Annotated in this window: 24 protein-coding genes; 12 read left to right on the forward strand and 12 right to left on the reverse strand. The window is 65.7% G+C overall.

Annotation, left to right across the window (positions count from 1 at the left end; translation table 11 throughout):
• Positions 1–25 precede the first annotated feature (25 nt).
• A complete protein-coding gene (locus ACN27E_RS17855) occupies positions 26–718 on the reverse strand; it encodes a cupin domain-containing protein (protein ID WP_422743456.1) in 693 nt (230 codons plus the stop codon).
• A gap of 531 nt (positions 719–1,249) precedes the next feature.
• Here ACN27E_RS17855 and ACN27E_RS17860 point away from each other — a divergent pair.
• Complete coding sequence (locus tag ACN27E_RS17860; protein WP_422743458.1) at positions 1,250–1,453, forward strand: tautomerase family protein; 204 nt, start codon at positions 1,250–1,252, stop codon at positions 1,451–1,453.
• A 4-nt stretch (positions 1,454–1,457) separates the two neighbouring features.
• Positions 1,458–2,216, forward strand: a complete 759-nt coding sequence (locus tag ACN27E_RS17865; protein WP_422743460.1) for a TetR/AcrR family transcriptional regulator — start codon at positions 1,458–1,460, stop codon at positions 2,214–2,216.
• A 272-nt stretch (positions 2,217–2,488) separates the two neighbouring features.
• On the opposite strand, the gene ACN27E_RS17870 is transcribed toward ACN27E_RS17865, so the two are convergent.
• Positions 2,489–3,199, reverse strand: a complete 711-nt coding sequence (locus ACN27E_RS17870) for a cupin domain-containing protein (RefSeq protein ID WP_422743449.1) — start codon at positions 3,197–3,199, stop codon at positions 2,489–2,491.
• A 149-nt stretch (positions 3,200–3,348) separates the two neighbouring features.
• Here ACN27E_RS17870 and ACN27E_RS17875 point away from each other — a divergent pair, with 149 nt between their 5' ends.
• The 9 genes from ACN27E_RS17875 (at position 3,349) to ACN27E_RS17915 (ending at position 13,113) form a co-directional block, all read left to right on the forward strand.
• Complete coding sequence (locus ACN27E_RS17875) at positions 3,349–4,530, forward strand: DUF3500 domain-containing protein (RefSeq protein WP_422743461.1); 1,182 nt, start codon at positions 3,349–3,351, stop codon at positions 4,528–4,530.
• A 3-nt stretch (positions 4,531–4,533) separates the two neighbouring features.
• Entirely contained in the window at positions 4,534–5,553 is a 1,020-nt protein-coding gene (locus tag ACN27E_RS17880) for an alpha/beta fold hydrolase (protein ID WP_422743463.1), read from the forward strand.
• A gap of 51 nt (positions 5,554–5,604) precedes the next feature.
• Positions 5,605–7,296, forward strand: coding sequence for an acetolactate synthase AlsS (gene alsS, locus ACN27E_RS17885; RefSeq protein ID WP_422743465.1), 1,692 nt, complete (start codon positions 5,605–5,607; stop codon positions 7,294–7,296).
• Between the two features lie 88 nt (positions 7,297–7,384).
• Positions 7,385–8,074 (forward strand): YoaK family protein, encoded by a 690-nt coding sequence (locus tag ACN27E_RS17890; protein ID WP_422743467.1) that lies wholly within the window; start codon positions 7,385–7,387, stop codon positions 8,072–8,074.
• Positions 8,075–8,459: 385 nt separating this feature from the next.
• Complete coding sequence (locus ACN27E_RS17895) at positions 8,460–9,662, forward strand: alpha/beta hydrolase family protein (protein WP_422743469.1); 1,203 nt, start codon at positions 8,460–8,462, stop codon at positions 9,660–9,662.
• Positions 9,663–9,697: 35 nt separating this feature from the next.
• Positions 9,698–10,297: a carboxymuconolactone decarboxylase family protein gene (locus ACN27E_RS17900; RefSeq protein ID WP_422743470.1), complete on the forward strand. Its 600-nt coding sequence runs from the start codon at positions 9,698–9,700 to the stop codon at positions 10,295–10,297.
• A 19-nt stretch (positions 10,298–10,316) separates the two neighbouring features.
• Entirely contained in the window at positions 10,317–11,144 is an 828-nt protein-coding gene (locus tag ACN27E_RS17905) for an MBL fold metallo-hydrolase (protein WP_422743471.1), read from the forward strand.
• 835 nt (positions 11,145–11,979) lie between these two features.
• Positions 11,980–12,543 carry a carboxymuconolactone decarboxylase family protein gene (locus tag ACN27E_RS17910; RefSeq protein ID WP_422743473.1) on the forward strand — a complete coding sequence of 188 codons (564 nt, stop codon included), beginning with the start codon at positions 11,980–11,982 and terminating at the stop codon, positions 12,541–12,543.
• Between the two features lie 72 nt (positions 12,544–12,615).
• Positions 12,616–13,113: a cupin domain-containing protein gene (locus ACN27E_RS17915; protein ID WP_422743474.1), complete on the forward strand. Its 498-nt coding sequence runs from the start codon at positions 12,616–12,618 to the stop codon at positions 13,111–13,113.
• Between the two features lie 112 nt (positions 13,114–13,225).
• On the opposite strand, the gene ACN27E_RS17920 is transcribed toward ACN27E_RS17915, so the two are convergent.
• The 10 genes from ACN27E_RS17920 to ACN27E_RS17965 all read right to left on the reverse strand — a co-directional run bounded on the left by ACN27E_RS17920 (position 13,226) and on the right by ACN27E_RS17965 (position 23,958).
• The gene (locus ACN27E_RS17920; protein ID WP_422743476.1) at positions 13,226–13,531 is read right to left on the reverse strand and encodes a hypothetical protein; all 306 of its coding nucleotides are present in this window, start codon (positions 13,529–13,531) and stop codon (positions 13,226–13,228) included.
• A gap of 209 nt (positions 13,532–13,740) precedes the next feature.
• Entirely contained in the window at positions 13,741–16,332 is a 2,592-nt protein-coding gene (gene dnaB / locus ACN27E_RS17925) for a replicative DNA helicase (protein ID WP_422743477.1), read from the reverse strand.
• A gap of 444 nt (positions 16,333–16,776) precedes the next feature.
• Positions 16,777–17,235 (reverse strand): 50S ribosomal protein L9, encoded by a 459-nt coding sequence (gene rplI / locus ACN27E_RS17930; protein WP_422743478.1) that lies wholly within the window; start codon positions 17,233–17,235, stop codon positions 16,777–16,779.
• A gap of 14 nt (positions 17,236–17,249) precedes the next feature.
• Positions 17,250–17,510 (reverse strand): 30S ribosomal protein S18, encoded by a 261-nt coding sequence (rpsR, locus tag ACN27E_RS17935; RefSeq protein WP_422743480.1) that lies wholly within the window; start codon positions 17,508–17,510, stop codon positions 17,250–17,252.
• 39 nt (positions 17,511–17,549) lie between these two features.
• Positions 17,550–18,071 (reverse strand): single-stranded DNA-binding protein, encoded by a 522-nt coding sequence (locus tag ACN27E_RS17940; protein WP_422743481.1) that lies wholly within the window; start codon positions 18,069–18,071, stop codon positions 17,550–17,552.
• Positions 18,072–18,156: 85 nt separating this feature from the next.
• Complete coding sequence (gene rpsF / locus ACN27E_RS17945) at positions 18,157–18,447, reverse strand: 30S ribosomal protein S6 (RefSeq protein ID WP_422743482.1); 291 nt, start codon at positions 18,445–18,447, stop codon at positions 18,157–18,159.
• A 248-nt stretch (positions 18,448–18,695) separates the two neighbouring features.
• The gene (locus ACN27E_RS17950) at positions 18,696–19,334 is read right to left on the reverse strand and encodes a DJ-1/PfpI family protein (RefSeq protein ID WP_422743484.1); all 639 of its coding nucleotides are present in this window, start codon (positions 19,332–19,334) and stop codon (positions 18,696–18,698) included.
• Position 19,335: 1 nt separating this feature from the next.
• Positions 19,336–20,967, reverse strand: coding sequence for a glycosyltransferase family 87 protein (locus tag ACN27E_RS17955; protein WP_422743485.1), 1,632 nt, complete (start codon positions 20,965–20,967; stop codon positions 19,336–19,338).
• Positions 20,964–23,324 (reverse strand): transglycosylase domain-containing protein, encoded by a 2,361-nt coding sequence (locus ACN27E_RS17960; RefSeq protein ID WP_422749963.1) that lies wholly within the window; start codon positions 23,322–23,324, stop codon positions 20,964–20,966. The genes ACN27E_RS17955 and ACN27E_RS17960 overlap by 4 nt, the downstream gene beginning before the upstream one ends.
• A 199-nt stretch (positions 23,325–23,523) precedes the next feature.
• Complete coding sequence (locus ACN27E_RS17965) at positions 23,524–23,958, reverse strand: DUF5318 domain-containing protein (protein ID WP_422743487.1); 435 nt, start codon at positions 23,956–23,958, stop codon at positions 23,524–23,526.
• 126 nt (positions 23,959–24,084) lie between these two features.
• Between ACN27E_RS17965 and ACN27E_RS17970 the strand changes: the two genes are divergently transcribed.
• Positions 24,085–24,957, forward strand: coding sequence for a DUF1707 SHOCT-like domain-containing protein (locus ACN27E_RS17970; RefSeq protein WP_422743489.1), 873 nt, complete (start codon positions 24,085–24,087; stop codon positions 24,955–24,957).
• Positions 24,958–25,038: the final 81 nt, after the last annotated feature.

A 25,038-nucleotide genomic window follows, 5' to 3' on the forward strand; every position in this document is an offset into this window, starting at 1 on the left:
GAGGTTCTTGGCAGACGGGTGTCGGCTAGGGCGACGACTTCAGAATGACGATCGCGCGGTCGATCTTCTTGAAGGGGGTGAACGTCTCCGCGGGGACTCCGAAGACGGCGGACAACACCCGCGGCGGAAGGCTGCTCAGCGACTGACCGATGCCAATGTTGTCCTTGCCCTCGGCGGCACTGGTGTTCTGGATGATCACAATGCTCAACTCGGCCGGGCCCCCGTTCTCGAAGTAGTGGAAAGAGCCTTGGGGGGCGAACACGACGTCTCCTACGTGCTGATCGAAGGCCTCCTGGTTGCCGTTCCCGTCGATGACGACCCATGTCGCGACGCCACTGGTGACCAGGTTGATCTCCCAGGCGCTGGGGTGCCAGTGCGGCTCGCGAATTCCGCCGGGCTGCAAGGTGAGCATCAGGATGCTGGCTTCTTGGCCTTTGAGGATCGGGAAGTTGTCCTCGTCCGCCTGCTGGAACGATCCGCCGTCGAGAGTCGTGGGGGGTTGAGCACCGAGACGGAACAGATGGGATTCCGAGGTGATCGTCTCGGCGGGTATACGTGGATCGCCGAAGCGTGTGGCATCCTCGGCCGGCGGCTCCACGCGGTCGGCGGGAAAATCGGGAGTGCCGTTGGTGAGGAGGCGATCAACGCCTGCGCCGGTGGCGGCGGCGGCCCCTGCCAGGCCCGCTCCCCCCAAGACCTTCCGACGATTGATCCCCATCGAACGTCCCTCCATGAGGTGTCTGGCGATGAACCATCCGCTGCCCTCGGCGGCGATAGACCGGCCTGAAAATTTGCGCGGGGTGACGGGTTCTGCACTATACCGTACAGTGCATATGCATTACAGCGCAAGGACCGCGTTTCGAATTCGTGGAATCGGTGGATCAACGCGGGCCCGCGACACTTTCGAGGTCGTCCAGTCCAAAGCCCACCACCACGCCGATGGGGTTGCCTGTGTTGACATCTGCGATGCACACACGATTCCCCGACACGAACTGCAGCAACGCGCATCGCACACGGCCCGGTGTACACACACCTGCGAAAGAGTGGCCCCGCCAGGGGCCAGCGTCACCATTCCGAGGCTTCCACGCTAACGCGCCGATGACGGCCACCCCGCCTTCGCTGAAGCCGAAGATGCGCTCGACGCATAGTGCGCATCGCAAAGGAACATGTGACACCGGGGGCGTCAGGAGGCAGGCTAGAGAGGCACCCTCTAGTCGGGGCTGCCGCGAGCGAGAAGGGACGTGACGCCGTGCCGCTCTCCAATCTCGAAGTTTCCGTCGGCACTTCGTCCGACGACATGAACAAGCGACTGGTGGACGGCGCAGCCGACCTCTTCGTCGGTATCTACGGCGACCAGGCTGGGCCCAACGTCATGGCCATCGTGAACGAGGTAGTCGACGGTGGATGGGGCATCGGCGGGCAGGCTCTGGCCAAGGCGATGCTGGCATCGTGAGCTGATGCCCAGGGGCGGCAGGGGCCGTCTCCCGCCGAGCAGACCGCCCGGTGGGCCGCCAGCCTTCACCGATTATGGCGCACGCACGAAGTACCGTGATTACATGACTCAAGCCGGCCGCGGCGCGTCAACTTCTCCGGTCGATGCGGGATCGACCCGCGAGGCCATCTTGCGCACCGCTGCGGAGGTTTTCCTCGCGCACGGCTACGAGGAGTCCAGCATGGACCAGATCGCACTGCAATCTGGAGTGGCACGGCGAACGGTGTACAACCAATTCGGGTCAAAGAAAGCGCTTTTCGACGCCACGATTGCCCACATGTGGGACGGCATGCCGCTGGACGCCATCATCTCAGCCACCGCCGCGGTAAGGCCACCCGAAGAGGTGCTGTACTCGATCGGCCGCACGATCGCGAACTTCTGGGCGCCGCCGGAGTCGGTGGCGTTCATGCGGTTGGTGATCTGGGAGAGTGCGCGATTCCCCGAGCTTGGCGAGAGCTTCTTCCACAACGGTAGGGGGCCCGCTCGCGGCGCGGTGAACGAGTACATACGCCGGCTCAGCTCCGACCGTCACTTTCGCATCGAAGATCCCGATCTGGCGACCGCGCAGTTCATCGACGTCATTCTCGGTGAGGTGTTACTCGGTCGACTCGTCTCTGCCACGTCGACGATCGTCCTGGACGAGGAACGGTGCGACTACGTGGTGCGGGAGGCGTTGGAACTGTTCCTTTCCCGCTACCGCCGATCTTCTCCACGACGGCGCTGACTCGCTCTCATCGAACGATCGGCGACTTGACGAGGGCCGATCGATACTCCGGTGACCGGTGGTGGCCAGCTTGTCGCGGGACACGAGCCGGACCCATGACGCTCTGGGTCGTCCGCTTCGCGAACAATTGCACGGCTACCGAGACCAGAGTGACAGACGCCTTTCGACCGTCGGAAGGTCGATTCGCCTGGTCGTCGACCCGCCAGCCGGCCCCGGCGCGCCCAGGGGTCGGCGCGGGTGACCGCCGCCTGGGTTCTCCTGGGCTGGGTTGGTTAGGTGCCGTTGCCGTATCCGGGTTTCTGCACCACGGGTTTGCGGTGCTTGACCACCGGGAGCTGTTCGAAGATCGAGGGGTCCACGCCGAAGACCGCACCCAGGACGTCGGCGGGTACCGAGGAGATCGACTGCGCGAGCGGCACGTCGTCCTCGGGCTCGGTGGTCTCGGCGTTGAACACGACCAGGACGTAGAGGTCCTCGGTGTCGCTGGCGTTCTCGAAGTAGTGGAAGTGGCCCTGGGGTGCGAACACTAGATCACCGGCGCTGACGGTGAAACTGTCCTGAGTTGAGTCGGGCCCGACGAAGCTCCAGCGGGTGGTGCCGGAGATGACGAAGTTGACCTCCCACGCGCTGGGGTGCCAGTGCGGCTCACGCACTCCCCCCGGTGCGAGGTGGATCAGGTAGACCGCGGCCTTCTGGCCGCGCAGGATGGGGAAATTCTGGGCGTGTGCGCCCTGCAGGCTTCCACCGGGCATGAAGTTGCCCGGTGCGGTCTGCAGGTGAAACACGTGGGGGTGGTCGGGGTCCAGGCCGGCATCGGGGGTGTAGTCCGCGGCGGGCAGACCCAGCCAGGGTGAGCCGATGCCGGGCTTGATCGGGATGGGCGGCGGCGGAGGGAAGCCGGCTTCGGAAACCGTCGGCGTGGCGACATTGCGTGCGTCGCTGGAGGGCTCGAGTCCGTGCGGGCGAGCATCAGTCATGGTCATCCAATACGGGTAGGCGGAAACGGATTACGCCGGATGACGAGAGCTGTCTCTTGTCTGCCGACAGGTACGACTGTACAGTGCAGTGCACCCAACGTGAAGTACCCCAGGTTCCCAGCAGCATCGGCTACGTGCATCAAAGGAGCACCGACATGGCCACTGGCAACAGTTCGAAACCGCTGCCCACGGCGTCGTCGAGCGGTGACCCGAAGCCGGCCACCGCGATCGCCGGTCAGATGGCTGAGCGTGCCCGTGCGTGGCTAAACACTCTGTCGGACAGCCAGATTGCGTTGGCCCTGCTTCCGGCGCCGTCCCAGCAGGACGCCGATCGCGAGCGGCGACTGTTCTTCTACGTACCGACCGATCACGGAGGCCTTACCCTCGAACAGCAGGATCCACATCAGCGGCAGCTGGCGATGATCCTGCTCGCCAGCGGGCTGAGCCGAGAAGGCTACGTCGCCGCCGCAGCGATCATGGGACTGGAGAACATCCTCGACTTGTACGAGGACTTCAGCATTCAGTGGGATTTCCCCCGCGGGCGCGACACCGGCCGCTACTACGTGCGGATCTTCGGTGACCCTCGCGAAAGCGGCACGTGGAGTTGGCGTTTCGGTGGTCATCACCTCTCCATCAACGTCCTGGTGATCGATGGCGAGGTCGCCGCGACCACGCCGTTCTTCCTGGGCGCCGACCCAGCCTCGTCGCCACTTCCCGGCGGCGGACGCTACTCACCACTCGGCGGCATCGAAGCCCTCGCCTTCCAATTCGCCGCGTCGCTCGACGGGGTGCAGCGCTCACAGATGCAACTCCTCGACCGCGCCGTGGGAGACATCGTGACCGGAAACCGCGACCGGCTCTCCGACGGAGATGAGATGATGATCACCAGAGATCTGTTCCGCGGAAGACTCGAAAAACCCGAACTGCTCAAGCTCGCGGACGGCATCTACACCGAGGGCGAGGAACAGTCGGGCTTCACTAGCGACGACCACCGCTTGATGGCCTACACCGTCAAGCCCAAAGGGCTGGCCGCCTCCGACCTGGCCGCCGATCAGCAGCAACTGCTGCACAACCTGGTCGCCGCCGCATCGTCGGGCGTTCGCGTCGACCTGTCGTCGAAGGGAACCGATCCCTTGGCGGACATGCACATCGCCTGGGGCGGACCCCTCGACGGCACCCCCGCCTACTTCCGCCTACAAGCCGGCGCCGAGTTCCTCTACGAGTACGACAACACCCAACGCAAGGGCAACCACGTTCACTCGGTACTGCGAAACCCACTGCGCGACTTCGGAATAGATCTTCTCAAGGAACATTACGCCCAGGTACCACACAGCTGAACCATGCAGGCAACCGAAGCTCACGTCACGCTCACCGACTTCCGGTTCAGCTGTGGCCAGACACTGGCAGCGATCACACAGAACTATCGCACCCTCGGAACCCCCCGACACGGCGCCGACGGCGCGATCACCAACGGGGTTCTGCTGCTGCACGGGACGACCGGCAGCGGCGCGCAGTTCCTGATGCCGGCTACCGCTGAGCATCTGTTCGGCCCTGGGCAGCCGCTCGACCTCGACACTTATTACGTCATCGTTCCCGATGCGCTCGGGCACGGAGGTTCCAGCAAGCCCAGTGACGGTCTGGGTAGCCGGTTCCCGCAGTACGGCTACGTCGACATCGTCGCCGCGCAGCATCAACTCGTCACCGAGCACTTGGGCATCCGCAAGCTGCGACTGGTCGCGGGCACGTCGATGGGCGGCATGCAGACCTGGATGTGGGGCCAGATGTATCCCGATGCGATGAGCGCGTTGATGCCGATTGCGGCGTTGCCTCAGCCGGTCAGGGGACGCAATCTACTGTATCGGCGCCTGCTCATCGAGGCCATCCGCACCGATCCCGCCTACCAGGATGGCGACTACGACAGCCAGCCGCGCTCGGTGGGCCTCGCCGTCAACGTCGTCGCGCTGATGAGCCACGGCGTCGGGGCGCTGGAGAGCGCGGTCGACTCGATCGCCACCGCCGATGCGCGCATCAGGCAGGAAAGCGACAACGCCGTGGGGCACCAGGACGCGAACGACGTCATCTGGGAATTCGCGGCGTCCTTCGACTACGACCCCAGCGGCGGTTTGGGTGACATCACCGCGCCGCTGCTGGCGGTCAACTTCGAAGACGACGAGGTCAATCCCAATCGACTGGGCGTTTTGCAGCATGCCATCGCGCGCGTCGCACGGGGACGTGCCGCGATCGTCCCGGCCAGCCCGGAATCAGACGGGCATCTCTCACTTACCGACGCCCGTCTGTGGGCGTCGCACGTCCGGCAGATTCTCGCGTGGACGGAAGCCGGTGCCCACCCGAGATCGTGAACTGCGGATCAGCCGGCAGGACCACTGCCCCGTTGTCGAAAGGACGATGTCATGACCCCACCCTCCGTTCGGTCCGCGCAGCGCGTCGTGGACGCGCTCGACGCCTTCGGGGTGCGCTACGTGTTCGGTGTTCCCGGAGCCAAGATCGACGCCGTGTACGACTGCCTGCTCGACGGCGGCCCGCAACTGGTGGTCTGCCGGCACGAGCAGAACGCGGCATTCATGGCCGCGGCGGTAGGGCGACTGACCGGCACACCCGGCGCAGTGCTGGTGACCTCGGGCCCCGGCACCAGCAACTTGCCCACCGGCCTGCTCACCGCCAACACCGAGCAATACCCGCTGATCGCGATCTGCGGAGCAGTCGACCGTGCCGACCGACTCAAGCGAACCCATCAGTCGATGGATGCGGCACAGGCACTGCGGCCGTTCACCAAATACGTTGCCGAGGTCGACGACCCGGACAACGTCGGTGAAGCGGTCGCCAACGCCCTCAGGGTCGCGGTGAGCATCCCGCAGGGCGCCACCGCGGTCATCCTGCCCCAAGACGTCGCCCGAGCCGAGACGCGCACACCGATGTCTCGCGTCGCCGCTCCCGGCCGGCTCGGGCCCGCGCCGGCCGATGCCATCGCCTCAGCAGTCGAGCGGATCAGACAAGCCAAGTTCCCCGTCATACTGGCCGGCATGCGGGCCGCCGACACGGCCGCCTCCGACGCGATCCGCGGCCTGCTCGACGTCACCGAGCTGCCCGTCGTCGAAACGTTCCAAGCCGCCGGGACCGTCTCCCGCGCACTGGAGTCGCACTACCTCGGTCGTGTCGGCCTCTTCCGTAACCAGCCCGGCGACGTCGTCGTCAGCCATGCCGACCTGGTGATCGCCATAGGTTACGACCCGGTCGAATACGACCCTCGGCTCTGGAACATCCCTCGGCTCCGCAACACCGAACCCCAGCATCGCAACATCGTCCACGTCGACTCCACGTTGCCCGACTGGGACAACCACTACCAGCCGGTCGAGGAACTACGCGGCGACATCGCGGCCACCGTGGCCGCAATGTCGGCGTCGCTGACCGGCCTGCGCCTGCCTCCCTCGGCAGCGGCGATCGTCGACGAACAGCGCACCGCTCTGCAGCGTCTCGACCACGTGCCCGATGTCGACGAGACACCCGCCACGGCAGTGGATCCGGTCGCCGTGGTGTTGGCCCTGCGGGAGGCACTCGACGACGACGCCACTTTGGCCAGCGACATCGGCACGCACTACATCTATCTCGCTCGGCACTTCAGAACCTACGAGCCCGGCCACCTCCTGTTCTCGGACGGTCAACAGACTCTGGGGGTGGCGCTGCCCTGGGCCATGGCCGCTTCGATGCTGCGACCGGGAACGCAGATCGTCTCGATCTCTGGCGACGGCGGCTTCCTGTTCAGCGCTCAGGAGCTGGAGACAGCCCGGCGGCTGGGATTGAAGTTCACCCACGTCATCATGCGCGACAACTCCTACGACATGGTGAAGTTCGAGGCGATCCTCAAATACGGCCGTGCCAACGGTGTCGAACTGGGCGACTACGACATCGCCTCCTACGCAGCGGCCTTTGGGGCCAGCGGCGTACGGGTGTCGACCCTCGCGGAGTTCCGGACTGCCTTGCGCGACGCACTCGACCGCGACGGCATCACCCTGATCGACGTCGCCGTGGACTACAGCCGGACGGGCGTACTGAGCGCCGAACTACACGACGACGCCTTCGAGTAGACACCACCGGTCCGGCGGTCGATCGTTGGGCCCGCGCCCCACGTCCGCTCGCCAGGCATACCCATCTTCGGATTGAGAGGGCGCGGCCGTGTCCGAATCGTCGACTACGCAGTGGCAGGCCGGCAGCCGAGTGTGGTTCAGCTGGATCCTCATGGGTATCGCGGGACTCACCGACGCCGTCGGGTTCCTGTTCTTCGCCGGGCTGTACGTGTCCTTCATGAGCGGGGACGTCACCCAAACCGGTATTGAGATCGGACAGTGGAATCCGTCAACGGCCGCGACGTTCCTTGGCGCACAACTGCTCTTCGTATGCGGGGTCGCGATCGGTCACTTCGTGCCGTATCGCGTACACCGACTCAGCAGCGCCTACCTCATGCTCGGTGAGAGCGCCCTGCTAGCGGTCGCGGGAACGGCTGCCGTCGCCGTGCCGGCCGGCCAGACGACCACCGCGACCGTCATCGCCTTCCCGTGCACCGTCGTGGCGATGGGTATCCAGAACGCGGTCCTCCACGAGGCAGGGGGCAGTCCGGTCGGCACGATGCTCACCGGAACGCTGGTTCGGCTCGGGCGAGCCATCGCGACGAAGTTATCCGGCGGCCCGCTGGATGTCGTGGCCGATTTCGGCCAGTGGTTCTTCTTCGTCTGCGGGGCCGTCCTGGGCACCGTCAGCTATATGGCAATCGAAGCCGCGACGTTGCTGATCTCGGCCACGCTGGCGTTCATCATCGCGGTGACGCTGTTGGTGGCTCGCCCTCAATGGGCGACGGGCACCCCGTGATCGGCTCCGCGTCGTCCACCAATGCCGTCTTGGGTACGGTTGTCGCACAGCCTCATTCGCCAAGCATAAGCCCATGTCGCTGCGTGTGGCGTCAGCACGAATGCACATCGCTTCCAAGACTTCTGCGCCAACGTCGGTGGCCCGATTCCTCGGAGGTGAGCACTTGCCCTGGGATTCGCCGGCCAGTCGGTTGCGCATCTGGGCATGCAGGTGGGGGCTAGCCGGAAGAGGTGACGGAGGAGAACGGGAAAAGCTTCACAGGGCGACGAGTAACTCTTGTCGACGGCTCGCACGCGACTGTACAGTGCAGTGCAGTCGACTGATTCGCCGCTCGCACGACTCCTTACTGATCACACTCGACAATCGCTCTCAAGGAGACAAAGCCATGAAGGTCTACTTCAAAGATGATTCATTCGCTTTCGAGTTCGTCCGGAACCTCGGATACGCCTACTACGGCGGTTCCGACATCGGCGAGCTGTACGCCACCGTGGAGGACATCACCGAAGGTGACCTCGACAGCTGGCACGATGCCTGGCTCGCCCGCGGCAAGCGCGTGGCCGCCCGCGCGAAGGAGTACCTGGAACAGGGGCACCTGGTCAGCGCCCGCGGAGCACTGCTGCGCGCGTCGACCTACTACCGGGTCGGCGAGTTCTACCTGCACGGCAACCCCGAGGATCCGCGCATCCTGGAAGAGGCTAAGACCTCGGCCGATCTGTACAGCCAGGCCGCCGAATTGACGGGCCCCACCTGGGAGAAGGTCGAAATTCCCTACGAGGGAACGACGTTGCCCGGCTACTTCTACAAGTCCGACGAGTCGAACGAGCCGCGACCCACCCTGATCTTCCACGGTGGCTACGACTCCAGCGTCGAGGAGCTGTACTACTTCGCGGCCGCAGGCGCAGTCGCCAGGGGTTACAACTGCCTCACCTGGGACGGACCGGGTCAGGGTCTACCGGTGCGCGAGCAGAAGCTGTACTTCCGGTACGACTGGGAGAAGGTTGTCACCCCGGCGGTCGATTACGTCCTGTCCCGCCCAGACGTCGACCCCGAGCGGATCGCCCTCAAGGGTATGAGCCTGGGCGGGTACCTCGCAGCCAGGGCCGCTGCCTTCGAACCCCGGTTGAAGGCGGCCATCCTCTTCGACGGCGTGTGGAGCCTTTACGACAGCATCGTGAAGATCATGGGTGACGAGGCCGCCAAGGCTCTCGAGGACGAGGACGCCGACACCTTCAACAAGCTCGCCCAGAAACTGATGGACGCCAACACCCAGATGCGGTGGACGTTCGACCAGGGCACCTGGAGCTTCGGGCAAAAGACCCCGTACGACTTCATGGTCGAGTGCAAGAAAATGACCCTCGACGGCGGCATCCCCGAGAAGATCACCTGCCCCACGCTGGTCATGGAGGCCGATGGCGACCAGTTCTTTAAGGGGCAGCCAGAGAGGGTCTACGACGCGTTGACTAATGCGCCCAAGACCTTCGTGGCCTTCCACAAAGAGGACGGGGCCGAGAACCACTGCCAGTCAGGTGCTTTGGCCTTCAAGGACGAGGTCGTCTTCAACTGGCTCGATGACACCTTCAAAGCCTGAGCCCCACCACACCCGATACGTCAGAAGGATGCATGATGACAAACACAGACTCGACCCTCGGCGGGCGTCTGCCGCTGATCGACCCCGCCACCCTCAGCGGTGACCAGAAGGATCTCTACGAGACGATGCGCTCGACCCTCATCACGTGGGCCGACAGCAACGGTTTCCGAGGAATGACCGACGACGGCAAGCTCATCGGCCCGTTCAACCCGTACCTGTACAGCACCGGGATCACGCCGGGCTTCCTGGCCTGGATGCACGCCGACTCCACACACACCACCCTCGACAAGCAAACCCACGAGGTGGTCATCCTCACCGTCGGCGCCATCTGGAAAGCACCCTACGAGATGTACGCCCACTCAGCCGTCGCACGCACCGTCGGGCTCCCCGAGGCCGCCATCGACGGTCTGTGCCGCGGCGAAACGCCACCGGATCTGACATCCGGCCAACTCCTGGCGCACCGGTTCGCCAGCCAACTCACCCGCGAATACAAAGTCGACGACGACCTGTACCGGGAAGCCGAAACCCATTTCGGGTCAGCAACATTGGTCGACCTCGTCTACCTCGTCGGGCTCTACCTACTCACCTGCGCACTACTCAACGCCTTCCAAATCCCCAAACCCGACCACGCTTGACCGCTCCAAGGAGAATGAGATGACACCCAAGCTAGAAATCGAACACACGACGTTCGGGTTGATGGGCCCGTTAGCGCACACCGCGACGACGTCAATGTCCATCCACTGTGTGATCTTCCACATCGGTGACCGGATCATCCTGCTCGACACCGGTTTCGGTACGCAAGAGATGGACGATCCGCAGAAACTCCTTGGTGCGGACGCACTATTCAAGCTCGGCATTCTCATCGACCCGCGGTTGACCGCATTGCACCGCCTGCAGGCGCGCGGGATCGAACCCGCTCAGGTGACCGACATCGTGGTCACCCACCTGGACAACGATCACGTAGGAGGGCTGCACGACTTCCCGCACGCCACGGTGCACGTCGCCGCCGAGGAACTGGCGGCATACGACAGCACCCAGCAGCGGGGCCCCTACATGCCCTATCAGGTGTCGCATCAGACGAAGTTCAAGCCCTACGGTCCCACCGACGAAAAGTGGTTCGGCCTGCCGGCCCGATCCCTGGACCTCCCGGATGTGCTGGACGCGAAACTCGTTCCACTGCACGGGCACACAGCCGGACACTGCGGCGTCGCCTACCGCGAGAATGGCAAATGGTCGTTACACGCAGGCGACTCCTACTTCGATCACAAGATGAACTTCCTCGCCCACGCCCCAGGGCTACCGCTGGAAATCGCGTTCCAGACCGACTACACCAACAGGGTGGCAACACTGGCCAAGCTACGCGAACTCCGGTTGGCCCACTCCGACGAGATCCAGATGTTCTGTACTCACGATCAAAGCGAGTACCTAAGCTGGACCGCGGATCGGGGTCAGCCCGACCTGCTCATCCGGTACACCGAGTGACCGAGTGGCTCTCGGGGAGCACCTCAGTTTTGGTCCCCGGCGCCACCCAGGCTGCTATCTCACTCACTGCTCGGCCGGCCGGCGTGCCGGACTGCATGTCGTGTATATCGCCCGCTACCGGTGCGCTCGTACTGAATCGTTGGAGCGTTCGAGCCGCAGGAGTCTCGTCAATGATGTTGGGTTCGCTGTATCGGATGAGCCCTTTTCATCGGTCGGTGCGGTGATCCGGCTGCGCGTGCTGCGCTGGTGCGTAGTCACTTTGGCGATCGTGGTGGTCGTTGTCGGGCTCACCATCGACGGTGCCGTCGCTCCGGGGCGTCAGATGGTCTGTGTAGTTGTGGCTCCTAGTGGATGGAGCACTATCGATGTTGTGGCTGCGCCGACGAAGATCGACCGTGAGACCCGTGAGCGGGCTGTGCGGATGTATCAGGATCGTCTTGCCCAGACCGATGAGTCGAAGTTTATTGCTGGGCGTCGGCTAAGTGGGCCAAATCTCCTTCCCAGCATGTCATTACGACTGGGACGTCTGATTGTCACGCTCGGTCCCGTTACACCGAGCCAGTCCCCTGTTGACGGGTGGTGGCCAAACGGGATGGGGTTGTGCACGCTCGACGAAGGCACCGGCGACGGCTTATTTTTCTCGCCCAGAACGTTATCGGCGGCCCGACGCGAAGCAATGCATGCATGTCGTGCATGCAGTCGATCACAAATGAGCATGTGACAGCGGTTGCGCAGTGCGAGAGATTTGATGTCAGTCAAGCTGTCTCCCAACGCGTGTGCCCTGTGTCCCGCGATTCGCAAGCGCGTTGCCGATGTTCGGAGGAGTGTGGGTCACATGCGAGTTCCGCTGGTCAAGAAGTCCGAGGTATCACCGGCTCAGCAGGAGTTGTACGACACCTTCGTGGAGCGGGTAAATAGCAACTACTCGAGTTTCACGACGATGACGTCCGACGGCGCGTTGGTGGGACCGTGGTCTGTCTGGATCCAAGCTCCCAGAACGGGCCTCGCGATCGATCAGCTGCTTGAAGCCATCGGTGACATGCCGGGCCTTGAGCCGACGACAGTGCAGTCGGTCATCCTCACGGTGGGTTCGCATTTCGACGCCGCCTACATCATGTACGCGCACTCCGCGGTAGCAGCCGAGGTTGGAGTGCCGGAGCGTCACGTCGCCGCGCTGTGCGCCGGGGACTGCCCCCCGGATCTCGACCCAAAGACTCGAGTAGCTGTCGGGGTGGCGAAGAAGCTGCTACGCGGCGGACCCCTGCCCGGTCCCGTCTTCAGGCACGCGGTCGACGAACTCGGCAAAGACGGCTTTGAGCACCTCGTCTACCTAGTCAGCCAGTACTGCCTGGTCTCCATGTCGCTGAACGCGTACGACATCCCCGAAGAAGACGACTAAACCACCATTCTTCAACCGGTCTTCAAACAGAGTTGCTCGACAATCCTGCCCACTCACAGGGAGACGAATTAAATGGCATTCACTGGACGCCGTGTCGTGACCGGACACACCGCCGAAGGCAAATCGAAAGTCGTCTTCGACTCGGTCCTCCCACTGCTGGGCGGGGCGGACGAGTCCGGCAAGGAGAACCGACATGGTTCAACCTCGCGGGTCATGTGGACGACGGCCGAACTGCCCGCAGACAACAACGGATCAGCCGACACCGCGACGCAGGACATTCCGACCGCAGTCGAATGGGGCAGCCTGCTGCGGATCGTCCAATACGAACCGGGGGTGGCACCCCGGCCACACCGCACCGCATCCATCGACTTCGTCGCCGTACTGTCAGGTTCGATCGACTGCGAACTCGACGAAGAGACCGTCAGCCTGCACGAAGGAGACGTGCTGATCCAGCGCGGTACCATCCACAACTGGATCAACAACACAACCGAGCCCTGCGTCATGTTCTTCGCCATGACCGGCTCGCGGCCAATCCAGGCCGGTGAGACGACCCTGTGGCCCACGGGCTAGCCCCAATTCGTCAGCGCCCGTGACGGCCCGGCCACCGCGCATCATGGACATCAGCCGCCGATGTCGGCGGCATACTCGTCGAAGGTCGCCAGCCCCTGCGCCGCATCGGCTTTCACTGCTCGACGAGGTCCGGGCGCTGCGTGGTGGTGAACGCGACGTCCCAGCGGCTCTGAAAGTCGGCAACAGTTTCGACAGCGTTGTAAAGATTGACACCGGCGAGAATGTCGCGTCGCTGCGTCTCCGTGAGCGGGTCGAGGCCCAGGCGCCCGCACACGATCAGGCGCGGCATCGATTCCATGAACTGCTTCATCGCGTCAATGGCCTCGTCGGGCGTGCTCGGCTGCTTCCACGGGGGTGCGACGCCGAACGGCCCTCCCATCGGCTGCATGCCGAACAAGCCGCCGCCAGCACTGCTCACCGCTCGTGCGGCTTGGCGCTCGCGCTCTCGCTCACGTCTCTCACGATTCCGAGCCCCTTTACCCATCGGCGGTGGTACCTCTCTCGCGGCGCTCTCTGCTAAACGCGCCCGTAACGAGTCTGTCTCACGCTTCGTGACCAATTGGTCATTCGGTGGTCATTTCAGATGGGATTTGGTCATGAAGTATGAAAAGTCACAGCCGCTGTCGATCAGTGGGCCATGTTCGCAAAGCGCGACAGATGCAGCTGATGCGCGACGGTGATGGTCTTGGTCGGGCCGTTACGGTGTTTGGCCACAATGAGATCGGCTTCGCCGCCGCGCGGGTCGTCGCGTTCGAAGGCATCGGGACGGTGCAACAGGATCACCATGTCGGCGTCCTGCTCGATGGCGCCGGACTCGCGAAGATCCGACAGCATCGGCTTCTTGTCGGTGCGCTGCTCGGGTCCACGGTTGAGCTGGCTCATCGCGATCACGGGGACCTCGAGTTCCTTCGCGAGCAGCTTCATGTTCCGCGAGAACTCCGACACCTCCTGCTGCCGCGACTCGACCTTCTTGCCCGACGTCATCAGCTGCAGGTAGTCGATGACGATGAGCCGCAGACCCGCTTTCTGGTGCAGCCGGCGGGCTTTCGCGCGGATCTCCATCATCGTCAGGTTCGGTGAGTCGTCGATGTAGAGCGGCGCCTCGCTGATCTCACTCATCCGACGGGCCAGCCGCGTCCAGTCGTCATCGCTCATCCGGCCCGACCGCATATCGGCCAACTTGATCTTCGCCTCCGCCGACAGCAGACGCATCACGATCTCGGACTTGCTCATCTCCAGCGAGAAGAACACGCTCGGCAGCTGGTTCTTGATCGAGCACGAGCGCATGAAATCGAGCCCGAGCGTCGAGTTGTGCGTCGGCACCATCGACCGCCCCGCCAGGTACATGTGGCTCGCGTTGTCCACCTCGACGCATCGCACCGGCACGCTCGCCACTCGACGGACATCGACGATGAACCGCGACCCCGACCGCACGGTGTTCACCTCACCGCGACGCTCCTTGTGCAGGATGGCCTTGCGGCTCAACCCGAAGACATCGTCATCGGTCGAGAAGTTGAGGGTATAGGCGACGGACGAGTTGGCCTGGCGTCCCCGGACAGCCTTCCTGGCTGTCTGGCAGCGGTACCCCAGACTCACCACGAGTTCGGCGACGTCGTCCGCCAAACGCTTGCTGGTCACGCTGAATTGGACACCTCCGCCGGCGGCGACGGTGCCGTCGGTGTCGAGCAGCCCGGCCAACAACGCCCGCCGCTGTGACTCCGATGCGCGCAGGTAGTTCATAGGGATGTGCTTGTCGCCGAGCACACCGATCGTGCGGAGTCGACCCTGCAGTGTCCCCACCTCATTGCGGCAGCTCTGGCACAGCCGCAGCCCGCAGGACTTCCCTCCACACCTCGTGCATGTAGGTGCGGGCACCGGTGCAGACAGGAACCGCGCCCGTCCCCCGCACGAACGACCACAGGTGCGGACCTGACTCGTCGCGGGGACGAACTCTGCTCCGCAGACCCGGCACGCCCGCGGTGCAGTGGTTTCGGCCTGCGGCAGTCGCAGCTGGTACCGGTAGGGAGCGCTGGACGACGGGTGCGCCGCAACTCCTTCGGCCTCGATGCGCATCACGATCTCGGGGTCGGCGCACGTGAGCTGTGCTGACGCGGTCGTGCCGTCTCCCAGCCAAGCCCCCAGCGTGTACGGCGGAACCAACAGCTCGCGGTCAGGTGCCTGCAGTGGCGCGGCGTTGACCACGCTGTGATTGAGTCTTCGGTCGGCCGTAGGACAGCGCAACGTCGCCGCGATCTGTTCGGTGGTCCGGATCGCTGCGGGCACCCGCGCGGACCGTCGTGAGGCCCGCGTGTCGGTCAGCCACTGATGCTCCGCGTCGGCGACCAGGACCGTGCCGTCGGAGAACTCGACCTCGTAGCAGGGCCGGCCCACCATCACGTCGGTCGCCGCGACGACGCGTGTCGGCAATCCGTCATCGCCGATCAGCCAATCCCCCACGGCGACCTCGCCCATCGTGGTCCAACCGTCGGGCGTCGGCAGCAAGGTGTCGGTCTTCAGTGCCTTCCCCATACCCGGCCGGGCCGCGATCACGACCATCTGACCGGCGTGCAGGCCGTTGGTCAGCTCGTCGAGTTCGGTGAATCCCGTCGGCACGCCGCGGGCGATGCCGCCCTGGGAGGCGATGGCGTCGATCTCGTCCATGGTGGGCTGCAGGAGGTTCTCCAGCACCACGAAATCCTCGGTCGACCGGCGATCGACGACGTCGTAGATCTCGGCCTGCGCACGGTCAACCACCTCGGCCACCTCGGCGCCCTCAGCGCCCGCGTAGCCGTACTGCACCACCCGGGTGCCGGCCTCCACCAGCCGGCGCAGCAAGGCCTTCTCGGCCACGATGCCGGCGTAGAAGCCGGCGTTGGCGGCCGTCGGCACGGTCGAGATCAAGGTGTGCAGATACGGGGCACCGCCGATGCGCCGCAGCAATCCGCGCCGGTCGAGTTCCGCGGCCACGGTCACCGCGTCGGCCGGTTCGCCGCGGCCGTACAGATCCAGGATCGCGTCGTACACGTTCTGATGCGCGGGCCGGTAGAAGTCGCCTGGGCGGAGCCGTTCCAGGACGTCGGCGATGGCGTCCTTGCTGAGCAGCATGCCGCCGAGGACAGCCTGCTCCGCGGCCGCGTCGTGCGGGGGTTGGCGACCGAACTCCTCGCTGGGCGGAGGAGCGTCCATGTCGGAATGGCCAAGGTCGTCCACAACCGCCACGGGGCCCCCTCAAGCTCGAACGTCAGTTCGGAACACGGTCAGAGCGAGGGTAGGACAGACCCCCGACAAGTCCCGCGACCGGTCACGCTATGGCGTTGCTGGCGGGGTGTCCACGACCCCCTGTTGATCAAGCTGTGGACGGAGTGTGGATAGTGCTGGACGACCATGTTGACTTGTTGGGGACAACCTGTGGATGAACGTTCGCTTCTCGGCTATTCGCGCTGATAAGCGCAGTCCGGAGGCGGTGTGGGACTGGGGATGGAAAATCGTCGGCGTGTCGCCGATGGTTGCGCTCTCGGGCGTGTTGTGTATCGACCGGGCGCCACCTGGGTTAACAGCAGGTTAGCTTCGCTAGGCGGTCGACGGCGCCGGCGAGTTCGCCAGCGCGCACGACAACGCCCGGGTCGAATCCGCAGATTCCGACCCGGGCGTTCGTCGTATGTGTTATTTCTCGGCGACGACGTTCACCGAGACCGTGGCTTCCACGCTCGGGTGCAGCCGCACCGACACCGAATGTGCCCCGAGGGACTTGATGTGCGCTTTGGGCAGGTGCACGGTCCGCTTGTCGAGGTTGGGACCACCGGCCTTCTTGATCGCGGCGACGACGTCAGCGGCCGTCACCGAACCGAAGAGCTTGCCCGTCTCCGCCGAAGCGTTGACCGGGACCTCCACCGACTCCAGACCCTGCAGCGCGGTCTTGAGTTCGTTGGCGTGCTCCAAGCCGCGGACGGTCTTGGTCTCGCGCGCCCGACGGATGTCGTCGGCCTGACGCTGCGCACCTCGGCTGGCAGCGATGGCCAGTCCACGAGGCAGCAGGAAGTTGCGGCCGTATCCGTCCTTGACTTCCACGGTGTCACCAGCGACACCGAGATGATCCACCTCAGCGGTCAGGATCAGCTTCATGTCTCCAACCTCCCTTACCGCGTCGACGAGCTGAACGGCAGCAGAGCCACCTCGCGGGAGTTCTTCACCGCGATGGCGACGTCGCGCTGATGCTGCACGCAGTTGCCGGTCACGCGGCGGGCGCGGATCTTGCCGCGCTCGCTGATGTAGGTCCGCAGCAGCGCGGTGTCCTTGTAATCGATGTTCTGCCCCTTGCCCTTCTTGGAGCAGAACACACACTTGCGGGTCTTGACCGGCTTCTCGGGCGCCGGCCTGCGCTTGTTGGTCTTGGCCATGTCTTTCGAATCTCTTTCTCAGGTGATGCTGAAGTTTGGTCAGAAGGGCGGTTCGTCGTCGGCGCCGCTGAACGAACCCGATGCCGGGGCGCTGCCCCACGGGTCTTCCGCCGGAGCCGACTGGCCGCCACCGCCGCCACCGCTGCGGGAACCGCCACCGCCGCCGCCGCCGAAGCCTCCGCCGCCACCGCCGCTGCGGCTGGCCTTGTTGACCTTGGCGGTGGCATAACGCAGCGACGGGCCGATCTCGTCGACCTCGACCTCGAACACCGTGCGCTTCTCGCCCTCACGGGTTTCGAACGAGCGCTGCTTGAGCCGCCCGGTCACGATCACCCGTGATCCGCGGGTCAGGCTCTCGGCCACGTTCTCGGCAGCCTCACGCCAGATGTTGCAGCGCAGGAACAGCGCTTCGCCGTCCTTCCACTCCGAGCTCTGGCGGTCGAAGATCCGCGGCGTCGACGCGACGGTGAAGTTCGCGACGGCGGCCCCGGACGGGGTGAAACGCAGTTCGGGGTCGGCGGTCAGGTTTCCGACGACGGTGATGGTGGTGTCACCAGCCACGATGTCCTCCTGGGATGGGGCGGTGTGCGAGCACGAGTCGCAGGTGAGCCTACGGAACTGCTCTGACGCGCGACGTCCGTTCCGGCTAGTGCTTGTCGGTCCGCATGACCTTGGTGCGCAGCACGGACTCGTTCAGGCTGAGCTGACGGTCGAGCTCGGACACCGTGGCAGGAGCGGCCTTGACGTCGATGACGGCGTAGATGCCCTCGGCGTGCTTGGCGATCTCGTACGCCAGGCGCCGGCGGCCCCAGATGTCGACCTTGTCGACGGTGCCACCGTCCTTGCGGATGACGTTGAGGAACGTCTCCAGCGACGGCGAAACAGTGCGCTCGTCAAGGGTGGGGTCGAGGATGACCATGATTTCGTATGGACGCATGAGGAACCCATCACCTCCTATGGTCGTGTCGGCCACGGTCGATCCGTGGCAGGAGGGTCGCCTGCGTCGGCAACCTGCCCAGGCTACATGTCGAGGGGCTGAGCTGCGAAATCGCTCAGGCCCGGCGACTGTGCGCTGAGGGCGCTCGGTGTGCAATCAGGGCGGCGCATCGGTGCGAATCCCGCCGCTGGTGCACACCCGGGGCCCGGAGCGCACACTCGGCGACAGCCGCACCGCCGCCTTCTCGCTCAGGCCCGGTGCCGGAAGTACTCCTCGGCCAGCGCCCGCACCGCCGGTGAGGCGGTGGCCACCGCACCGGAATCGAACGGTGGGTGCGGGTCGTATTCGATCATCAGCTGACTGGCCTGTGCCGCGTCGCGCCCCACGAGCAGTTCGACCAGTCGTAACGCCATGTCGATGCCGCTGGACACGCCGGCCGCGGTGATCACCCGTTCGGGCAGGTGCTCGACCACCCGCTCGGCCACATAGCCGGCGCCGAGGGATTCGAGCACCTCGACCGCACGCCAATGGGTGGTGGCGGTCAGCCCGGACAGCAGACCCGCCGCGGCGAGCAGCAGGGCACCCGTGCACACCGATGTGGTGAACCTGCTGTGCGGGTGGGCATCGCGGATCCAGCCGACGATCTCCTCGTCCTCCAGCAACGACCGCGTGCCGATGCCACCGGGCACGACCAGCACCTCCGGGCGCGGCACCTCTGCGAAGGTGCGGTCGACGGTCACCCCGAGCATGCCGTTGTCGCTGCGCAATTCGCCTCGCCGGTGCCCCACGAACACCACGTCGAGGGTCGGAATGCGTTGCAGCACCTCGTAGGGACCAATCGCGTCCAGAGCGGTGAAGCGGGGAAACAGGGGGATCGCGATCTGCATGTCAGTGCACCAATCGGGCGGGTTCTCGGTCCTCGGCGGGATCGATCTTCACGCGGTCGGCGGTGGGACGCAACCAGTCGGGCAACTGGCGTGGCGGATCGTCGGGTGCGCGGTCGAACCCCCCGCCCGCAGGATCGTCGATCCGGCCACCCGCCCGCACGAGGTCCAGTTCGGGCCGATAGATCTGACGGATCACCAAGGCACACAACGCCGCCACGGCGATATCGCGCAACAGCACCGTGGTGGTGAACGCCTGCAAGGGGAGTCCGCCGTTGGATTCACCGTAGAGATAGAGCATCCGTGGCACCCACACCAGTGCGTCGATGGCCATCCACGCCAGCAGAATCCGCCGATGCGGCAGTGCCAGCACCGCCAGCGGCACCAGCCACAGTGAGAACTGGGGACTCCAGACCTTATTGGTCAGCAGGAACGCCGCCACCACGAGGAACGCCAACTGCGCCACGCGCGGGCGCTGCTTGGCGGTCAGCGCGATGTATCCGATCGCGATGCAGCATGCGGCGAACAGCATGGCGGTCACCGCGTTGAGCAGCGTCGGGGGCTGCCAGAACCCGAGATCAGCGTCGAAGCCGCGCCACCCGGTGAACGACTTCATCACGTTGTAGAGCGAATCCATGTCGTCACCGCGACGGGCGTTGAGCCGGAAGAACTCCGACCACCCGCGGGGGAACAACACCATGATCGGCAGATTGACCACCAGCCACGCCGCGCCGGCGCTCGCCACCGTGGTGGCCACTTCCCGCAGGCGTCCCGTCCGCACTCCGAGCAGGACCAGGGGGAACAGCAGCAGCACCGGGAACAGTTTCGCCGCCACCCCGAGCCCGACCAGCACACCGGCCAGCACCGGTTTTCGCCGAGCCCACGCCAGCATCCCACCGACCGCGAAAGCCGTTGCCAGCGCGTCGAAATTGGTGAAGATCTGGAAGACCACCAGCGGCGACGCGGCGACCAGCGCGGCATCCCAGATCCGGCGCCCGGCCAGCATCGCGGTGGCCCACACCGTCGCCAGCCACGCCAGCGCCAGCCCGAACGCGGCGATGTTGAAGAACATCACCACCTCGGCGATGACGGGGATCGACACGGCGCGGGTCACCGCCGAATACGTCTTGGCCAACGCCATCGACACGTACTGATAGAGCCCGGTGAGCACCGGATACTCCATGTACCGCACGGCGACGGTCCCGTCGTACTGCATCCGCGGTTCACCGCTGCTGTCGGTCTCGATCCAGCTGGACTTGTACGGGAACTTGCCCTGGTTGAGCAGCTCGGCGGTGTAGAGCGGGACGGTGTCGGAATAACAGAGCTCGTAATATGCGCGGTTGTTCTCCCAGTTGGCGACCCGCTGGTCGGCCGAACCGGTGCCGACGGTCTGCAGGCACGCCGCCTTGGTCGAATAGCCCAGCGCCAGCACCACCACGGCGATCAGGAACATGACCCGCAACGGCGTCATGAACCGCTGCCTGCCGATCAGGGCGTGCCGCCCGACCGGCCCGCCGACCACCTCTGACAGCGCCGCGCCGATCGGATCGTTGCGGCTGGGCAGATCGCGCCCGTCCGCACTGCGCCGATCGGCGGCCGGCGGGTCCGGCGAGATCAGGCCGGAGTCGTCCGTCACGGAGGCGGCGGACCCGGCACGACCGGCGCGCCGGGCGGTGGGGGCACGCCGGGCGCCCCCGGCGCGGGGACCCCGGGCGCGGGCACACCGGGCGCAGGGACCGGCGCGCCGGGCGGCGGCGCCGGGCCCACCGGCACCGTCGTGGGGGGACCGAGCGGAATAGTGATACCGGGCGCCACCTCGAGGCTGGGCTGGATCACCGTCTGCGAGGGGGTGGGCGGTGCTGTCGTCGACGGCGGCGGCGGGGCCTGCGGCACCCCGGCGTAGCCGCCGATCTCCTCCGGTTTGGGGAACGATTCGTTGTCGGTGTCCTCGAGGGCCCCATCCATGGTGGCCTTCCAGATGTCCGACGGCAGACCCGACCCGTACACCGGCGAGCCCCACTGGTTCACCAAGGGTTGGGTGCCGTCCGTGGTGCCGACCCACACCGCGGTCGACAGCGACGGCGTCACCCCGACCATCCAGGCGTCCCGGTTGGCTCCGGTGTCGCCGAGCTGATTGGTGCCGGTCTTGGCCGCCGACGGCCGCCCGCCGGCCAGTGCGTGACCGTTGGAGTAGGCCGCGATCGGCTGCATCGCGGCCAGCACGTTGTCGGCCACGGCCTTGTCGATGCGCTGTTCGCCGCTGTTGTCCTCCTGGCTCGCATCGAAGAGCACCTGGCCTTCGGAGTTCACGACCTTCTGGACGAAGTGCGGTTTGTGGTAGACGCCGGACGCGGCCAGCGTCGCGTATGCCGACGCCATGTCGATCACCCGCGACTGGTACTGGCCCAACACGACACCGTTGTTCGGGGGACCGCCCTTACCGTCCTCGGAAAGCGTGTGATCCACGCCGGGGAAACTTTCGGCGATACCCGCCTGATGCGCGGCGTCGGCCACGTCCTGCGGGCCGTTCTTGAGCTCCAGCATGAGGCGGTAGTAGCTCGTGTTGAGAGACCGCTTGAGGGCTTCGGCGATGTTGCAGGTGCCGCAGCCGGCACCTTCGACATTGCTGATCTGGATGCCGTCGACGGTCAGCGGCGAGCTGTCGACCTGATAGCCCAGGCCCATACCCTGCTGCAGCGCGGCCACCAGGGCGAACACCTTGAACGACGATCCGGTGGGCAGACCGGCCTGCGCGAAGTCGAAGCCGTTGGCGTCCGAACCGCCGTAGTAGGCCTCGACGCCGCCCGTCTTCGGATCGATCGACACGACCGCCGTGCGCATGTCCGGCTCCTGGCCGTCCATGTACTCGGCGACCGCGTCCTCGGCCGCCTGCTGAGCCTTCGGATCGATCGTGGTGGTGATCTGCAGACCCTCGGTGTTGAGCTGCTGTTCGCTGATGTTGAACAGCTCCAGCAGCTCCTTCTGCACCTGACGTTCGATGAGTCCGTCGGGCCCGGTGGTCTGGTTCTGGCTCTGCGCGGCATCCGGCGGCACGGTCGGGGGGAACACCTGCGCGGCGCGATCGGCCTCCGACAGCGCACCGATGTCGACCATGCCGTCGAGCACCCAGTTCCATCGCTCGGCGGACTCCTGCGGATCGACCGCCGGATCGAGCTGTGAGGGCCGCTGGATCAGGGCGGCCAGCAGCGCACCCTCGGCGACGTTGAGCTGTTCGACCGGTTTGTTGAAGTACGCCTTCGCCGCCGCGGCCACCCCGTAGGCGCCGCGACCGAAATAGATGATGTTGAGGTAGGACTCCAGCACCTGGTCCTTGGACCACTCGCTGGACATCTTCGTCGAGATGACCAGTTCCTTGGCTTTACGGGTGATGCCGCCGAGGCCGCCGCGTTCGGAGCCGACCAGTGCGTTCTTGACGTACTGCTGCGTGATCGTCGACCCGCCCTGCAGGTCACCGCCGAAGATGTTGTTCTTGAAGGCGCGGGCGAAGCCGGTGAAGGAGAATCCGGGGTTCGAGTAGAAGTCCCGGTCCTCGGCGGCCATCACCGCGTCGCGCACATGCACCGGGATCTGGTCGATCTTGACGTCGACCCGGTTGCCTTCCGGCGGGACGATCTTGGCGATCTCACTGCCGTCGCTGGCCAGGATCGTCGACACCTGATTGGTCCGGATGTCGCCCGGCTTGGGCACGTCCACGATCATGTAGGCCATCCCAAAGGTGACCAGCGGCAGCACGATGAGGACGGCCGCCGCCGCGATCAGCCCGCGCCGGACCCACTTCCAGTTGATCTGTTCGCGCCAGTGCGGACGTCGCCCGGGCGGCACGCCCCCGCCGTCACCGCGGCCGTCACCGCCGCCTCCGCCACCTCGGCCGGGTGGCGGCGGTTTCTGCGGCGGGGTGCCGTCGAGCGCAGCTTTGACGACGTCGATGGGATCACGCAGGTGCGCCGGTCGCTCGACGGGCACCGCCGGCAGCACGGCGGTGCGCCGGTCCGGCGGCGGGGCCGGGGGCCGGTTTCCCGGCCCGGACTCCGCACGCGGCGAACGGCCGCGATCGGCGTGCCGCGGTTCTGCGTGGCGCCCGCGGTGGCCGCCGGTCGTTGGTGGGGGTGGCGCACCGTCAGCCGCCCGCCCGCTGCGGGCATCGCTGGCTGACCGGTCGTGGCGCCCGTCGCTATTCACTGGCCGTGCGCGCGTTCTTGCGCGCCGTCCGGGTGCTGCGCGGGGCCCCCTTGTCCCTGGGGGGCCGCACCGCGCCGAGCACATATGACTTCACCAGGTGATTCCATTCGCAGGTCCGGCATACCTCCACCACGTGGACGGAGAACTCATCGAACTTGGTGGCGAGCAGGACCAGCTCCTCAGCCGTGCGGGCCGAACCCGATACCGGCCCGAGATGGTCCCCGAACACCCACGACACCAGCGTGAGCTGTTCCTTGCGGCAGATCGGGCACATCACCGAACTCTGTTTGCCGTGGAATTTGGCCGCCCGTAACAGGTAGGGATTGGCGTCGCAGACCTCCGAGACGCCGGTGCGCCCCGAATAGACCTCGGCCAGCAGGGACCGCCGCCGCAGCGCGTAGTCCACCACCTGTCTCTGCAATCGCACGGGGACCAGAGTACGTCGGCGTGCCGACGGCCGGCTGTCAGACGCCCCATCGCGACCTCCGGATTCCGCGTGTGGCCTGCGACATACCGTCGCCCGGGGGTGCGCAGAACTCCTACGATCACGGTCGTGGCAGTGAGCAACTCCGCGCGACGGACAACCGGGACGCGCGCGAAGGACAGCGACCGCAACGACATCTGCAAGGTGCTCGACACCGCGCTCGGCGAGGGTCAGCTGTCGATGGCCGAACACGGCGAACGCGTCAAGGCCGCGACCAGCGCTGCGACGCTCGGCGAGTTGCAGGCGCTGATCTCCGATCTGCAGACCGGCAACGCCCCCGTCGAACTGCCCGACCTGAGCAAGCCCAAATCGGCACGCTCGGTGGCCCGGCGTGGCCTCGGGCTGCGGCTCGCCGTTGCCGGCGTCCTGGTCCTGCTGGGAATCGCGATCGGCTGGGGGCTGTACGGCAACACCAGTTCACCGCTGAGTTTCGAGACCGACCCGGGCGCCAAATCCGACGGCATTCCCGCCCGGGTGCTGACCCCGCCGCGGCAGCTGCAGTCGCTCGGCGGATTCAACGGGCTGTTCGAGCAGATGCGCAAGAAGTTCGGCGACACCACCGGTTACGAGATGAATATCCGGCCGGACTACGCCACGCTGTACCGCCCCGACCCGCAGGACGCGCGGCGCAAGGTCATGTACGACTACCGCGGCGGCTGGGGCGACCCGAACAGTCAGAGCACGGTCGGCGCTGACGATCGCGTCGTCGACCTGGCCAAGTTCGACTTCGAAGCGATCCTCGGCGTGCTGCGCGGCGCCCCGGAGACGCTCAACATGCAGCGGGCCGACGTCGACGACACCTGGGTCGACATCAGCCCGTCGAAAGATCCGCTCACCCCCGACGCGGTCAACATCATGATCTACGTCACCAGCGATTTCGGCAGCGGCTACATCGACCTGGCGCCCGACGGCGCCGTCAAGCGCATCAACTACCCCAGCTGACCGTTCGGTCACTCTCGGCGGGCGCGAGCGTGCGCGCGATGCCCACCGATTGCGGCGTGTCGGCGTACAGACGCGCACGCT

The organism is Mycobacterium sp. WMMD1722 (assembly GCF_049315205.1).
Taxonomy (GTDB): domain Bacteria; phylum Actinomycetota; class Actinomycetes; order Mycobacteriales; family Mycobacteriaceae; genus Mycobacterium.